A 15,951-nucleotide genomic window follows, 5' to 3' on the forward strand; every position below is an offset into this window, starting at 1 on the left:
GCTATGAATCAAGAGAAATTGCAGCGTTTGATTGATGCTTATTTCAGTCAAGAAGAGCGAAGAATTGTCATTCCTGCAGGTGAAACGATCTTAGAGCAGGGTGCAGACAATGACCGTCTATACTATGTTTGCTCTGGTGAGTTAGAAGGGTTCTATCAAGAAGAAGAGAGTGAAAGCCAAGTTATGGTATTTAGTGCCTCTGAAGGTGCATTCATCGGCGTTCATAGTTTTTTTTCTGAAACCTTAATTGCTTCATCAACTGTAGTGAGTAAAACAGAAAGTGAACTTGGGTGGATAGATACAAAAACCACGGCAGTTGAGCTAGAGCGCTATGGGCCACTTACCGCGCAGTTTACGCCGATTATTGTTAATGAACTTTCTCGTCGTCAGCGCAGAGCGATGCAAGAATCGATAGAGAAAGAAAAAGCACTGCAAAAACTCTATTCTGCAGAGCAAATGACCACACTTGGTCAACTGGCTGCGGGTATTGCTCATGAGCTTAATAATGCGGTTGGGGTCTTAAGTAGTAAAACAGAGCGGCTGCAATCTATTATTTTAGAGTTACTAGAAGAGAGACACCCAGAAGCGAGCAGTTTTGTTGATCAAGGTTTGATGAATGGTCAAAGTATTAGCTCATCAGACGTTCGCACAAGAGGACGTGAAATAGAAGAACGTTATGGCTTTGAAAGAGATCTCGCTCGTGAATTAGCTCGTGCGATACCTAGTGGAGAGTTATCAACGTATTGGTTAAGCGCTCCTGAAAAAGCCATACGCTATTGGAATATCGGTCGAGATCTACATGACATGAGATTGGCAGCAAGGCATTCTGTTGGTATTGTTCGTTCAGTGAAGCAACTTGGTCGCACGGATATAGATACTGATGAAATTCTTGATGTGAATGATAGCATTAATAAAGCGCTCGTTTTATTACAGAGTGATTTGAGACGTGTCTCTGTGCATATGAGCCCAGCAGTAATGCCAATGGTAAAAGCATCAGCAACGGAGTTGGTGCAGGTGTGGGCTAATGTGATTAAAAATGCCAGCGATGCCATGGATAAAACCCAAACACCTGAAATTGAAATTTCGACTCGAGTATCAGACCGATTTGTTTTAGTGACGATTGCGAATAATGGTCCAGAGATAGATGAGGTGACTCGACGTAAAATATTCCAACCGAACTTTACCACCAAAAAGGGCGGACTTTCTTTTGGTTTAGGATTAGGTCTAGCCATCGTAAAACGTATTATTACAGGGTATGGTGGTTCAATTGCAGTAAAGAGCAACCAAGAGAAAACTATTTTTAGAATTAAATTGCCAGTCGAGGATGGTCATGGAAAAGCTTAATCTGATTTGTGTAGACGATCAAAGGGAAGTGCTGAGTGCCGTTTTGCAAGATCTCACGCCACTTAAATCATGGATTAATATCGAGGAATGTGAATCAGCGGGTGAAGCGTTAGACTTGATGGATGAGCTAGACAGTGAAGGAGGATATATCGCTTTAGTATTATCCGATCACGTAATGCCAGGAAAAAATGGAGTTGAATTATTGACTGATGTTTCACAGGATTATCGCTTCTTAAGAACTAAAAAAGTATTGTTAACAGGGCAAGCCACTCATCAAGATACAATTATCGCTATTAATCGTGCGCGTATTGAAAGTTATATTGAAAAACCATGGAACGGGGACGAATTAAGATCGTTAGTTACTCGTCTAGTGACGGAATATATTTTTGATAAAGGATTGGAATATACTGACTATCAAGAACATTTGGATCAACAAGTTGTTCTTAGCCGCTTAAGATAACGCCTACATAAAAACGCCTTACATCAGTTTCTATGTAGGCGTTTTGATAAGGTTATTAGGCTTGAATTAATTCGTTACCAGAGGGTTCACCTTTTGCAAAGGCATCAATGCTGCCCAGTGTTGTTGCTGCAATATTATCCAGAGCTTCTTCTGTTAAGAAGGCTTGGTGGCCTGTAAATAGAACATTGTGACAAGCTGATAGTCGACGGAATACATCATCGGTAATAATATCATTTGATTTATCTTGGAAGAAAAGCTCTTTCTCATGATCATAAACATCTAAACCGAGCGCACCGATTTTTCCTGCTTTTAAGGCTTCGATAGCGTTGGCTGAATTTAATAATCCGCCACGACTGGTATTAATGATCATTACGCCATCTTTCATTTTTTCAAACGAATCAGTGTCTAATAAGTGCGTGTTTTCAGGTGTTAATGGACAATGTAGTGTAATTACATCTGATTTCGCAAAAATCTCATCTAGGGTAGTGTATCTCACTCCTAAATCTATCGCTACTTGGCTTGGGTATGGGTCATAACACAAGATATCCATTCCTAACCCTTTAAGAATTCGCATGGTTGCGAGCCCAATTTTACCCGAGCCAATAACACCAACCGTCTTACCAAAGAAATTAAACCCAGTTAATCCCTCTAGAGAGAAGTTGGCATCACGAGTTCGTTGATACGCTTTATGGAAACGACGGTTTAAGCACATCATCATTCCGACGGCGTGTTCGGCGATCGCTTCTGGAGAATATGCAGGAACTCGAACCACTTGAAGGCCAAGCTCTTTAGCAGCTTTAAGATCGACGCGATCAAAGCCTGCACAACGCATGGCGATTAATTTTGTACCTTGTTCGGCGAGTTTAGCTAGGACAGGCGCAGACAAATCATCATTGACGAAGGCACAAACTACATCGGCACCATCTGCAATAGGCGCTGTACTTTCAGTGAGTTGAAAGTTGAAAAATTGACATTCGAATTGGTATTTTTGATTGATACTATTGAAAGAAACTTCATCATAAGATTTAGTACTGAACATTGCGATTTTCATATAATATCCTTACAAATAAACAGGTTATATTAATACTGACTGTTTCTACTCTATCATTTCTTTACGTAAAAATAAGAGAAAATCATGAATAAAATATTTTTAAACTTTATACGTTAATGTATTTACGTATTAGAGTGATAATTTGTTCATAGTTAGCGATTATTTTCCTGAGTTTAGCGATTGCGCTCATGTAATTGATAATAGATATCATCTAGACTTAATGAATATTCAGTAATGAGGTTTTTATTATGATGCAGAAAATAACAAATTGGTTGAGTAGAGATCCAGAACCAAGAACTCGAGAAGAACTTCAGTACCTTGTCGATATTGGAAGCGTGGCAGAATTAGAAGACCGCTTTTCTTCTCGGCTTCAATTTGGTACTGCTGGATTGCGAGGAAGGGTAGGAGCAGGACCTAACCGAATGAATCGTCTGGTAATTCAAGAAACAGCCACTGGATTAGGTCATTACTTAATAGATAAGATCACGAATGCCAGCGAAAGAGGTGTTGTTATCGGTTATGACGGTCGTACGGATTCTCAACAATTCGCTCATGATACCGCTAGCGTTTTAACGGCATTAGGCATTAAGGTTTTTTTAACAACCAAGGTTGCAGCAACGCCTATTGTGGCTTATGGGATCAAGAAGTTTAATGCAGCCGGAGCCGTTGTCGTCACTGCAAGTCATAACCCACCAGAATATAATGGTTTTAAAGTGTATTGGGAGAATGGGGCGCAAATTATTCCGCCGCATGATTCAGGTATTGCCAATCAGATCGATATTGCAGCCACAAAGCCCATTTCACTAATGCCATTGAGTGATGCCGAGGCTCAAGGACTTTTAGTCTGGCTAGATGATGAATATTATCAAAGCTACCGCGATACAATGAACAGCAATCCGCTGCTTTCAAACCATACTAACCCATCAGCAATCTCAATTGCTTATACTGCGATGCATGGTGTGGGTGCTGATATGGCAGAAACCTTATTGCGTGATGCAGGCTTTAACCATGTGGTGAGCGTGGCAGAACAAAGAGAGCCAGATGGTACTTTTCCAACCGTAAACTTCCCTAACCCTGAAGAAAAAGGGGCTATGGATATGGTTATCGCGTTAGCCGATTCAGTACAGGCAGAGCTTGCATGCGCTAATGATCCTGATGCGGACCGTTTCGCTCTTGCAGCACGAAAAGCAGATGGCAGTTATCAAATGCTCACAGGTGATCAAGTGGGTATTTTATTTGGTCATTATCTGTTGAAACATTCAGAACCAAGTAAACAACTCGTTGGTAATACCATCGTTTCGTCTACGCTATTGAAAAAGATTGCTGAATCAAAAGGGGCCGAGTATTTCCAAACCCTAACAGGCTTTAAATGGTTAACGAATGTTGCGATGCAAAAGCAAAGTGATGAGAAGCAATTTCTTTTTGCTTATGAAGAGGCGCTTGGGTACACCATTGGCAGTGAAGTGTGGGATAAAGATGGTTTATCTGCGTTAGTTGCTTTTGCTCAATTAGCGGCAGAGCTGTCAACACAAGGTAAGAGTGTTTGGGATGAGTTGGAATTAATTTATCGCACTTACGGATTGTATATAAATGCACAGCGCAGTATCGCTTTAGCACCAAACTCTCCACCGGTCGGAGATAAGCTAAGAGCCAACCCACCAAAGCAAATTGCTGGAGTGAATATTGCGGTTACTGAAGATTTAAAAGCGTCACTGCGCTATTTTTCAGATGGCACGACAGAATCAATTGATTTACCAGCCAGTGATGTCGTGATTTATCATTTAGACGACGGCTCTCGTATTATTGTTCGCCCATCAGGCACTGAGCCAAAACTGAAGTGTTATTACGAAGTGGTGGCAGCGATTGCACCAACAGATGAATACTCGGTCATTCAAACGAAAGCCAATGAAGCGATGGTTCATTTAATTGAAGAGCATCAAAAGAGCCTAGTTTAAAAGTGAGAAGTTCAAGAAACTAAGCTTTTAAAAAGTAGGTTAGAAACAAAAACGGTGAGCTTAATGCTCACCGTTTTTGTATATCTGAATTGAATTAAAGCGCAGTAACAAAAGAGCTCAACATCCACAGTGCAAGAATGATAAAAATCCCACCCATGAATTTATGCTGATAGGTTCTAAATTTCACGTTATTGATTAGCGATTTTCCAAGTGTCCCCACTAAAGCGACCAAGATTAAGTTAAACACCAAACCAAGTACGTTAAGCAATAAGCCAAGCACCAACATTTGCTCGCCAGAGGTTGCCGCAATATTGGTTGAAACAAACTGTGGCAAAAACATCACAAAGAAGACTAACGCTTTAGGGTTCAATAAATTACTGACTAAAGCACGTTGGTAAAACGTGGTTGCCATTGTCGCACCTTGTTGTAATTCTGGTGCTTCATCTGCTTCTGCTCGAATACAATCCCAACCCATTTTTAATAAGTAGGCACCACCAACAAGATGTAGTGCTTTTAAGGCAATAGGGCTCATTGCAATTAAGGCCGATACGCCTAAAGCAGCAAGTAAGGTTAAAATAATACCAGAAGTCGCATTACCTAAGCTGGCAAATAATCCGACTTTACGGCCATAACTCATGCTTGAACTTGCAATCAACAGCATATCAGGGCCTGGTAATAAAAGTAAGGCGATAACAGCGGTTAAGTAAACCGGAAGAATAGTAATATCAATCATTATTTTATTTTGAATTATAAATTAGGAGGCGGATTTTATAGTAGTAAGATCTACTTTTCCATTTTTAAAGCGCCATCATAGAATAAATAATCAGCATATTAAAAAATAATGATACATTTGTTATTTGGGGGTGTTTTTAATGTATTTTTTACGTTTCCAGATTGATGGGGTTACCACGGTAACTTGTCATTTCGCTTATCTTGCAACCCACTCAGCTTCAATCAGTGTTTTTCCATCGAGTTTTAAGCGACTAAGAAAAATATCACCCATGTGAATTTCACCAACGCCTTGAGGTGTACCTGTCATAATGACATCACCATCATACAATTGGGTATAGGATTTTAAATCAGCAAGGATAGTTTCTGGAGAGTAAATCATCTGGCTAACTTGACCACATTGGACTCTCATACTGTTAATAAAGAGCTCAATTTGAAGTTGATTAATGTCGATACCATCAAGAGGGATGAAACGGCTAAATACCGCTGAGCCATCAAAGGCTTTTGCTCGCTCCCAAGGAAGTCCTTTGCTTTTTAACTCAGATTGTAAGTCTCGTTTGGTTAAATCAAAACCTATTGCAACGGCAGATAGCTGTTCTTTTTCGATAAGAAAGCAGATCTCAACTTCATAATGTAAACGTTCTTGATGGAAAGAAGATAGGGTTGAAGTGATGCATGAATTGGGTTTATTAAACACCACCATTTGTTCAGGGATCGTATTATTTAATTCATTAATATGGGCAACGTAATTACGGCCAATACATAATAATTTAGATGGAGTAATTAATTTTTCTCCAAAACGAACCGAATTCATTTTCCTATCCTTGGTTTTTAAATATGCAATGCAGAGTGTACCTGAACTCCTCTTTTTTCAATCGTACTCTGTTGAGTTTTTAGTTAAAAATTAGATCTCTAGCTCAACTACGAATAGGATCATATAGATAATTATGGTGATCTGTTGTGCTGTTAATGAGATAAATTATTAGGATATAAAAAAGTTATGTTTATTCGGGGGAATGGAAGATTGAATAAAAGCGACAGTTTGATCAAAAAACCGCACCACCTAAAATTCTCACAAAATAGGGTAGTGCGGTTTTAATTGTTTATTCTACGCATCAGCCATTGAGGTGGACGTATATAATGATATCCAGATTAACGGATAATCATTTGCTCACGCTCAGGACCAACAGACACCATACTTACTGGCACGCCCATCAGTTCTTCAATACGCAGTACATACGCTTGAGCCGCTTTTGGTAGGCTTTCGAAAGTACGACAACCTGTGATGTCTTCTTGCCATGCTTCCATGTTTTCGTAAACAGGGCTTAGTGCAGATGTTTGAGGCCAGATTGGATTTTCAGTGTGTTCGCCAGCGTAAGACGTACAGATTTTAAGATCCGCCATACCACTTAAACAGTCAATTTTTGTTAGTGCGATTTCAGTTGCAGCTTGTAGTTCAACACCGTTGCGCGTTGCTACTGCATCGAAGTAACCCATGTCACGTGGACGACCTGTTACTGCGCCATATTCGTTAGCCGCTTCACGGAAGTTATCTTGCTCTTCCATTGCAGTAACTAACGTACCTGTACCAACCGATGAGCTGAATGATTTCGCGACAGCGATAATACGCTCAGGGCGTAATGCAGGTAAGCCACTGCCGATACCCGCATAAGCCGCTGTTACGTTTGAAGAGGTAGTCCATGGGTATTCACCGTAAACTAAATCACGACCTGCGCCTAGTTGTGCTTCAAACAATAAGTTTGCATCGTTTTTCTGCATTACTTTTAGAGGCTCTGTCACGTTACAGATAAACTCACGCCAAGGAGCTGTCACTTCTAATAGCCATTCTGTCATTTCTTCTGCTGTTTGGCTGAAATCACAGGTTGGGTATAGAGCGTTAAGTTGTGGCATTTTCCAATCAAGCATGAATTGAATACGCTCAAGCAATACTTCAGGTTGCATTAACCAACCCACAAGGATGCCTTTCTTCATTACACGGTCACCATACGCAGGAGCAATACCTTGACGAGTTGAACCGTAAGCACCGTCACCTAAACGTAATTCTTCTAATGTATCTTCAAGTGCATGGATTGGAAGGCAAAGTGTTGCACGATCAGATATGTGCATTTTAACTTCAATGCCAGCCGCTTTAACTTCTGCGATTTCTTCGCTTAATGCCGCAGGGCTAATGACCATACCAGGGCCAAGAACCGCTGTACAATCTGGGTTAAAAATACCGCTTGGAAGTTGGTGTAGCTTAAAGGTGCCGAAGTCATTTACCACTGTATGACCGGCGTTATTACCGCCCTGAAAGCGAATACTTGCAGACGCATCAGCAGCAAGAAAATCAACGATACGGCCTTTACCTTCATCGCCCCAATTAGCACCAACAACAACAATAGACGGCATAACACAAACTCCTAAATGATTAAGAGGCTATGTTAAGTGTAGAATCTTAATATGAGAAATTAATTATAATTATCGACTTGATAAGAAATCCATATATCATATTGAGTGAAATGCATTCAAAAAGAGAGTATAGACATGCTTGATCTTAACTGGCTTAAAACATTTGTCACGTTAGCAGAGTTAAAACACTTTGGAAAAACGGCGACAGCCCTTCATATGACACAGCCCAATGTCAGCTTACATATTAAACAGTTAGAAAGTTCGACTCGAGTAAAGTTGATTGAGAGAAATCCTTTCCATTTAACGGAAGCAGGGACTCGTTTATTACAAACCAGTCAAGATACGCTAATGGCATTGCAAGTGTGCCAAGCTGATTTGAATGCGATTAATGATTTGAGCCGTGGGACGCTAACTATTGCAGCCAGTGATATTATTTCTCGTTTATTGTTAATTGGACCATTTCAATTATTCAAACAAGAATTCCCTGGAATTGATTTTTCCCTATTAAATACGACATCTTCACAAGCGTCTGAATTGGTAAAAAGTGCCGAAGCAGACCTTGGATTTGTTATTGCGCAAAAAGAGAGCCAACCACTTCATTTTACTGAACTCCAGCAAATAAAATGGTGTGCATTGGGTAATCACCTTGAAAAGTGGCAACAAGCGAATCTAGATCCTACAATTCCTCTGGATGATGAGCCGACGTTGATTTTATTGGGCCACGATACACGAACGCGAGATTTACTCGATTTAGCCTTACCGTCTTTGAATTTGCCGAAATATCGAATCATGGAAGTAGGCAGTGTAGATGCTCAGATTGATTGGGCTGAGGCTGGATTTGGTGTGGCAATTGTGCCTGAATTTTCGATACATCCAAAGCGCAACCTTAAAGCGACGGTAACGCCATTACCTAAGTTTCCAACGACGAATTTAGGTTATATTGTTAGGCAAAATCAGGTGTTGTCTAAAGCGATTAAACAGCTATTAAAGTGGGTAGATGGAGAGATAATTCGCTCGCAAAATAGCCAGTTTAACAACATGCATTCTTTATAAATGACATTGACATTGATTATCAAAGGGTCTAGAAATGTAAATAAATATTACTGAGTAACTAATTGACATTATTGTTAATTACTCATTGATTAAGGCCGGATTTTGTTAATTCGACAGTTTATATTCTTAATTGTTTATTCAATTTAATGGAGCTAAAACGTATGCCTCTTCATTCAAAAGATACAGTCAGAGATGATCTCCTTGACGATGTTTATTCGTCAGCTGACCTTTCGTTATCTATGCCAAAATATAAAATGCCTGAACAAGAACATGACCCTCGTCATGCCTACCAAGTCATTCATGATGAACTCATGATGGATGGTAATTCTCGACAGAACTTAGCTACGTTTTGCCAAACTTGGGTTGAAGATGAAGTCCATAAATTAATGGATGAGTGCATCGATAAGAATATGATCGATAAAGATGAGTACCCCCAAACGGCTGAACTTGAAGCGCGTTGTGTGCACATGTTAGCGGATTTATGGAACTCACCAGATGCGGAAAATACATTAGGTTGTTCTACAACTGGGTCAAGTGAGGCAGCAATGCTCGGCGGAATGGCCTTAAAATGGGCTTGGCGCGAAAAAATGAAAAAGCTCGGCAAACCAACAGATAAACCCAATATGATCTGTGGCCCTGTGCAAGTGTGCTGGCACAAATTTGCGCGTTACTGGGATATTGAATTACGCGAAATCCCAATGGAAGGTGATCGTTTGATCATGACGCCTGAAGAGGTGATTAAACGGTGCGATGAAAACACCATTGGGGTGGTTCCAACATTGGGTGTGACATTTACTTGTCAGTATGAACCTGTAAAAGCGGTGCATGAAGCACTAGATAAACTGCAAGCAGACACAGGATTAGACATCCCAATGCACATTGATGCGGCGAGTGGTGGTTTCTTAGCCCCATTCTGCGATCCTGATTTAGAGTGGGATTTCCGTTTACCTCGTGTTAAATCGATTAATGCGTCAGGCCATAAATTTGGCTTGAGTCCACTCGGTGTGGGCTGGGTTATCTGGCGTGATGCGTCGGCCTTACATGAAGATCTGATTTTCAATGTGAATTACTTAGGTGGCAATATGCCGACTTTTGCATTGAACTTCTCTCGCCCTGGTGGCCAAATTGTAGCGCAATACTACAACTTCCTACGTTTAGGCAAAGAAGGGTATCGTAAGATCCACCAAGCCTGTTACGACACGGCTGTTTATTTATCATCTGAAATTGAAAAACTGGGTATGTTTGAGATTATCTATGATGGTAAAGGGGGCATTCCTGCAATGAGCTGGTCATTGAAGGAAGGGGTTGATCCCGGTTTTAACTTGTTTGATCTATCGGACCGAATTCGTTCTCGTGGTTGGCAAATTGCGGCTTATGCAATGCCACCAAAACGTGAGGACTTAGTCATCATGCGTATTTTGGTTCGTCATGGGTTCAGTCGAGATCAGGCTGATTTATTGGTTGCGGACTTAAAACATTGTGTTGAGTTTTTTGCTAAGCATCCTATTTCTCATGGCAGTGATGAGTTGGAATCGTCAGGTTTTAATCACGGTTAATCCCTTTAGTGGTTAAATAGAAACAGTGTTTTTAGATCCTCTATTGTTCGGTAGAGGATCTTCCCTTCCTAAAAATATAGGAAATAATTATGAATATCGGTCAAATAGGTCGTCCATTTACTTGGGTCCGTTCCAAAGGTTGGGTTCAGTTATTTACTTTGCTATACGTTACCTTTTTCAGCCATTTGGCGTTGGCTGAATCATTAGAAAGTCAGGCTGCTCAAGATGCATCTGGTGTCTTTGGTTTTCTCTTTTCTTATATTGCTCACAATCCATTTGTGTTTCTTTTCTTAAGTATTGCTATTGGCTATCCGTTAGGAAAAGTCACCATTAAAGGAATTAATCTAGGATCAACCGCGGGCACCTTAGTTGTTGGTGTTGCTATCGCATTAACGGCTTTCTCTGTTTATGGCTTACATATAAATGCACCGGGATTGGTGTCTGATATCTTCTTAATGATGTTTATGTACGCCATTGGTATGAAAGTTGGGCCTCAATTTTTCTCTGGCTTAGCACGAGGAGGATTAGATTTTGTCGTTATAGGACTCATTGTTGTATTTAGTAACTTTCTTATCGTGTTCTTTGGTTCGAAATTATTGGATTTAGCACCCGGTTATGCGGCAGGGATTATCTCGGGAAGTTACACAGTAACCGCCGTGATGGGAGTTGCTCAATCTGCTATTGATTCTGGGGCGGTTAAAGCGCCTGCGGGGATGACGCTTGATCAAATAAGTGCCAATATCGCTGCGGGTTATGCCATCAGTTATATCTTATCTAGTGTCTTTATTATCTTATTGATTAAATATTTGCCAGCCATGTTTGGGGTTGATCCGGTTAAAGCAGGTAAAGATGCTGAGGCCGAATTTGGTGCGGGTGGCGATACAGAAGCATTACCAAGTACTAATGGTTTCTCTAATTTAGGCGTGCTTCCTTTAGATATTCGAGCTTATCGTGTTGATCACCAAGAATTGGTTGGTCAAAATGTAGAAACGCTCTTTCATCGTTACCCTCACGCTGCGATCCTTAAAGTGGTTCGTGGTGATAAGGTTATTGACTCTTCAGATAATCCACAGTTACAGCTTGGTGATATTATCGGTATTCGCGGTGATTACCATGTTTTAATCGAGGGTGGGGAATCTACGGTTGGTGTTGAAGTTGATGAACCAAGAGCGCGTAATGTTGATATAGAAGTGGCTGATATTCACTTAGGTAAATCGACTTACACCGGCAAAACTATTGAAGACATCAGCAAAGAAGTTGGCTTTGGTATCTACATGAAAGCCTTATTTAGACAAGGGCATCAACTTCCTATTTTGCCGCAAACCGTAGTTGAAGTTGGGGATGTGATCCGTGTTGCTGGCTCTGATTGGTGTGTTCAGCAAACCGCGAAGAAACTCAATAGTAATCCAATCGTTGAAAGCACACTGACTGAAACCTTCTACTTAGCACTTTCTTTATTGATTGGTTATGTATGTGGTCATTTGAGTGTCACTTTAGGCGGTATTCCATTTGCATTAGGGACGTCTGCAGGTTGCATGTTGACGGGGATTGTCTTCTCATTCCTACGTACTCGCAACCCTGCATTTGGTGGCCCTATGAGTGAAGGGGCTCGTAGCTTCTTACAAGATATTGGTTTGAGTTTGTTTGTTGCGGTATTAGCTGCGACCGTTGGTCCTAAGATTCTAGCGTCGTTCCAAGGTATTGTGGTTATTAAAATTGCAGGTCTAGGTTTAGTTGCTGCGTTACTTCCACCGCTGCTTGCTTGGATTTATGGTTTCTATTTCCGTAAGATGAACCCTGCGATTCTCGCTGGTGCTTGTGCTGGTGGGCGTAATAGTACCCCTGCAATGAAAGGGGCTCAGGACGAATGTCAAAGTGATATGCCTGCGGTAGGCTACCCGGTTCCTTATGCTCTTACTTCTATGATTGTGCTCGTTCTTGGTTATCTCACAATGGTCTTGTATTAATATCAATGCCACTAATATGATCAGCTAATTAATTACATTGGTACAAGATTGTAATCTATAAAAAAGCCACAGTGATGAAATATCATTATGGCTTTTATATTCTTCTTTTCTTTCTCTTTTTTGGTCTTTTTTTCTCGAGTACATTAGTGAGCAGTTCCCTTTGTGGCTCAGAAACCGGGAACCTATCCATCAATTGGTTTTGAGCATTTAAAAGCAAGGTTTTTTCCCATGCTTTAAAGACATCGAACTCAAGTAAAATAGCATCATTTATTTTGATGAAAAGTTCATAGTCGTTCATAAGGCTCCTTAATTGTTGCAAGAACCATAACATAGATGGATTTTAAATATCGAGTTATCGAGCATTTTAACCAGCGAGGATGAGCAGTTATTTACTACGATTGGTATTGCAAAAGGAATGACGGCATTATTTATAGAAAGGCTATTTATTTCCCCTGATTTTATAGCAATATGCAATAATAGAAGAACATAATTACTCTATCGGAAATGGTCAAATATGATGGGTGAACATTATTCGATCAGTAAAAATAGCTTTGATGTTTTGCGCTTTTCAAAAAGGGAAGTCGATAAAATTGCTTTAGTGACGGAAGGTGGTGGTCAAAGAGGTGTGTTTACTGCTGGAGTACTTGATAGCTTCTTACAGGCAAACTTTAATCCATTTGATTTATTAATTGGCACTTCTGCGGGTTCTCTGAATTTAGCCTCTTATATTTGTGGGCATAAAGGACACGCTTACCGCATTATTGATCAAGTGACTCGCAGTCCTGATTTTTTCAAATTGTCTCGCTTTTTATTGACTGGCGAAGGGATGGATTTGGATTGGTTAATCGATAAAACTGAATCTGACATTCCTTTAAATTGGAAAGTAGGGGAACAACATTTAACGACTAAGCAGGTACTTGCTGTAGCCGCCCATGCAACCAATTTTGAAACTAAGTATTTTGACCTATCCACCAGTAACTGGAAAGACATCCTACGGGCCTCGTGCGCAATTCCTGCTTTGCATAAACAGCCAGTTATTATGGATGATAAACGTTGGCTTGATGGTGGTTTAACAACGCCTATTCCAGTGCAAGCGGCATATGATCGAGGTTTTCGGCATATCGTTGTTATTCGTACCGTACCTGTTGATTTTAAAGAGAATCACGATTGGTTGATCTCTCTTGCTAAGATGACAAAGAACAACACTCTGGATCATATGGCTGCGATGCTAGTGACTCATGAAGAGAACTATCGTAAGACCCAAGAATTTTTAGCGAACCCTCCTGACGATGTCATCATTTATGAAATCTCGCCAAATAAAGCGCTTCAATCTAAAGTGCTTGGTAGTACGAAAAAGCAATTAGATGCCGATTATCAACACGGTAAAGCGTTAGGTAATTTATTTCTTGAAACAATAGCTTCTAAATTGAGCTTATCGCACCTTCAACAAGAGCAGTTCTTAATACAGACTAGTGAAGAGCGTTTTACCGATGAAAGGAAACAGCAAGAGTACAATAATCAAATAGATGCTATTTGGAATAGTAAAATTTGCGGGGAGGTTCTTGGGGTTGAGCGTATTCCGTTAAAATGGATTAACGTTAATCCTAATAAGAAAAAGCAAACGTTAGTTATTGTAAATGGACGCAATGAAAGCTATTGGAAATATAAAGAAGTCATTTTAGAGCTGAGTCAGTATTACAATATTTATGCCTATGATCACCGTGGCCAAGGTGAATCAGGACGGATGACTCAAGATCACGAATTAGGTCATGTGGATGATTTTCATGATTATGTTATGGATCTTTATATCTTTATGGAGAGAGTTGTGAGGCCAAACTTGGAGGGGGAATGCTTTATGCTCTCTCACTCAATGGGAGCTGCGGTAATGACTCAATATTTATCGACATTTGACCATCCGGTGAAAGCGTCAGCGGCTACATCACCTATGTTTGGGGTCTATATTCCGGGTAAAGCTCATGGTTTAAAAAAGCAGACATTGAATCTACTTGATGTGCTAGCCAGTAAACCAAATTATGCATTGGGTCAAAGCCATTTCAAAAAAGTGAGATACGAAGAAAACGTACTTACGCACAGTAAAGCACGGTATCAAATATTTGTAGACTTGTTTGTAAATAACCCTAGATTACGATTAGGTGGAGCAAGTACGCATTGGATAACAGAATCAATAAAAGCAGGTAAAAAATGCATCGCTACTGCACATAAAATAAAAATTCCAATGCTGATCTTACAAGCCGGTGATGATCTTGTTGTGAGTAACATTGCGCAGTCGGAGTTTCATGAGAAGTGTAATTCAAGCCATTTAGAACAAGTTGAAGGCGCTTATCATGATATGTTGATAGAGAAAGACATTTATAGAGATATAGCGATTAATAAACTGCTCGATTTCTTTACAAGTGATTACCGTTTTTATTGATAAATAATGTTAAGCAGGGCAGTTTGAGTATTAAAATTTATAATTCAGACCTACAGTAACAATGTATTCTGACTCGTCATAGAAGATAATATTTGAATCGGTTGAGCTGTAACCCGCAAAAGAGATGAACGACCAATCTTGCCAATCCATGAATTTAGTGTACTCGTAAGCGGCAAAGAAGCTCAATTTGTTGTCTTTGCGAATCTCAGTATAAATTGGGTTTTCAGCACCGAATGTTCGTTGATTATAACCGGCAGTTAATACCAACTGGTGTCTTTGCATTATTTTAAAGAAACTGATTTCCGCACCGTATTGATCGTAAGAGCTTGCTTTTCCGTCCGCAGATGAAGATTGGTAAATAACAGAAGGTAGGACGAATGAAGTGCGACTTAATGGTAAACGATATTGACCCTTTAAGTAAATTGTATCTGCGTCTCTTTTTAGTACATCTACGACATCATCGTTCTCGATATCTTTGGTTGCATAAGCGCTATCAATAGTAAAATTTGAGCCCGCAATATTATTCACTTTAAAACGAAATGCATTGCCTGATGCATCTGTTTCTGTTCGAGCTGAGTCGACTAAATATGGGTTATCCCATGTCTTGCTTGACATAACGGTTGGTAAAATAGATACATCAACTACCATTCTTGAATCAAATTGATACTTATAACCCACCTCAAGAACAACAGTACCTGTGGCGATATCTTGGCGAGTGGTACCTGCATACACTTGCTGATTTAACTCTTGGCCAAATGTATAGGCTATGCTGCCAAGAGGAAAAGCCATAAATCCGTTATCGCTAGAGCCTTTTTGGTACACGGAGCTAATAGTATCTTCACCTTCGGTATTAAAATTGGATGTTGAAGATGTAAACCCTGTTGTTAATGCAATTTCACCACTAATGCCTTCTTTATCTGCAAGTTGAGCCATTGCCGAAGGTGTAACCACGCATAAAATGAATGAGAAATTACGTAAATTCATAAAGAGTCA

13 protein-coding genes are annotated in these 15,951 nt (G+C 40.1%); 7 read left to right on the forward strand and 6 right to left on the reverse strand.

The features are described from left to right. Nucleotides 1-3: 3 nt before the first annotated feature. Together PVK62_RS03245 and PVK62_RS03250 are read left to right on the forward strand one after the other, a co-directional pair. On the forward strand, nt 4-1,344 hold the full coding sequence (locus PVK62_RS03245; RefSeq protein WP_274443286.1) for an ATP-binding protein: 1,341 nt from the start codon (nt 4-6) through the stop codon (nt 1,342-1,344). Beyond that, nucleotides 1,331-1,804: a response regulator gene (locus PVK62_RS03250; protein ID WP_274443285.1), complete on the forward strand. Its 474-nt coding sequence runs from the start codon at nt 1,331-1,333 to the stop codon at nt 1,802-1,804. The genes PVK62_RS03245 and PVK62_RS03250 overlap by 14 nt, the downstream gene beginning before the upstream one ends. A 55-nt stretch (nt 1,805-1,859) precedes the next feature. Here the strand turns inward: PVK62_RS03250 and PVK62_RS03255 are convergent, their stop codons facing one another. Next, a complete protein-coding gene (locus PVK62_RS03255) occupies nt 1,860-2,855 on the reverse strand; it encodes a 2-hydroxyacid dehydrogenase (RefSeq protein WP_274443284.1) in 996 nt (331 codons plus the stop codon). 248 nt (nt 2,856-3,103) lie between these two features. Here PVK62_RS03255 and PVK62_RS03260 point away from each other — a divergent pair, with 248 nt between their 5' ends. Beyond that, nucleotides 3,104-4,810, forward strand: coding sequence for a phospho-sugar mutase (locus PVK62_RS03260; RefSeq protein ID WP_274443283.1), 1,707 nt, complete (start codon nt 3,104-3,106; stop codon nt 4,808-4,810). A 94-nt stretch (nt 4,811-4,904) separates the two neighbouring features. Here PVK62_RS03260 and PVK62_RS03265 read toward each other — a convergent pair whose 3' ends face one another. From PVK62_RS03265 to PVK62_RS03275, 3 genes are all read right to left on the reverse strand, one after another. Further along, nucleotides 4,905-5,543: a LysE family translocator gene (locus PVK62_RS03265; RefSeq protein ID WP_274443282.1), complete on the reverse strand. Its 639-nt coding sequence runs from the start codon at nt 5,541-5,543 to the stop codon at nt 4,905-4,907. Between the two features lie 195 nt (nt 5,544-5,738). Next, on the reverse strand, nt 5,739-6,353 hold the full coding sequence (locus PVK62_RS03270) for a fumarylacetoacetate hydrolase family protein (RefSeq protein WP_130086761.1): 615 nt from the start codon (nt 6,351-6,353) through the stop codon (nt 5,739-5,741). A gap of 338 nt (nt 6,354-6,691) precedes the next feature. Beyond that, nucleotides 6,692-7,948: an adenylosuccinate synthetase gene (locus tag PVK62_RS03275; protein ID WP_274443281.1), complete on the reverse strand. Its 1,257-nt coding sequence runs from the start codon at nt 7,946-7,948 to the stop codon at nt 6,692-6,694. Between the two features lie 135 nt (nt 7,949-8,083). On the opposite strand from PVK62_RS03275, the gene PVK62_RS03280 reads away from it, so the two are divergent. The 3 genes from PVK62_RS03280 to PVK62_RS03290 all read left to right on the forward strand — a co-directional run bounded on the left by PVK62_RS03280 (nt 8,084) and on the right by PVK62_RS03290 (nt 12,524). Next, nucleotides 8,084-9,001, forward strand: coding sequence for a LysR family transcriptional regulator (locus PVK62_RS03280; RefSeq protein ID WP_274443280.1), 918 nt, complete (start codon nt 8,084-8,086; stop codon nt 8,999-9,001). A 161-nt stretch (nt 9,002-9,162) separates the two neighbouring features. Beyond that, entirely contained in the window at nt 9,163-10,557 is a 1,395-nt protein-coding gene (locus tag PVK62_RS03285; protein WP_274443279.1) for a glutamate decarboxylase, read from the forward strand. A gap of 89 nt (nt 10,558-10,646) precedes the next feature. Next, nucleotides 10,647-12,524, forward strand: coding sequence for an aspartate:alanine exchanger family transporter (locus PVK62_RS03290; RefSeq protein WP_274443277.1), 1,878 nt, complete (start codon nt 10,647-10,649; stop codon nt 12,522-12,524). Nucleotides 12,525-12,618: 94 nt separating this feature from the next. Here the strand turns inward: PVK62_RS03290 and PVK62_RS03295 are convergent, their stop codons facing one another. After that, complete coding sequence (locus tag PVK62_RS03295; protein WP_274443276.1) at nt 12,619-12,822, reverse strand: hypothetical protein; 204 nt, start codon at nt 12,820-12,822, stop codon at nt 12,619-12,621. A 216-nt stretch (nt 12,823-13,038) separates the two neighbouring features. Here PVK62_RS03295 and PVK62_RS03300 point away from each other — a divergent pair, with 216 nt between their 5' ends. Beyond that, complete coding sequence (locus PVK62_RS03300; RefSeq protein ID WP_274443275.1) at nt 13,039-14,958, forward strand: alpha/beta fold hydrolase; 1,920 nt, start codon at nt 13,039-13,041, stop codon at nt 14,956-14,958. 30 nt (nt 14,959-14,988) lie between these two features. Here the strand turns inward: PVK62_RS03300 and PVK62_RS03305 are convergent, their stop codons facing one another. After that, nucleotides 14,989-15,942: a DUF2860 domain-containing protein gene (locus PVK62_RS03305; protein WP_274443274.1), complete on the reverse strand. Its 954-nt coding sequence runs from the start codon at nt 15,940-15,942 to the stop codon at nt 14,989-14,991. Between the last annotated feature and the right edge of the window lie 9 nt (nt 15,943-15,951).

This window comes from Aliivibrio sp. S3MY1, from assembly GCF_028765575.1.
In the GTDB taxonomy this organism is placed as follows: domain Bacteria; phylum Pseudomonadota; class Gammaproteobacteria; order Enterobacterales; family Vibrionaceae; genus Aliivibrio.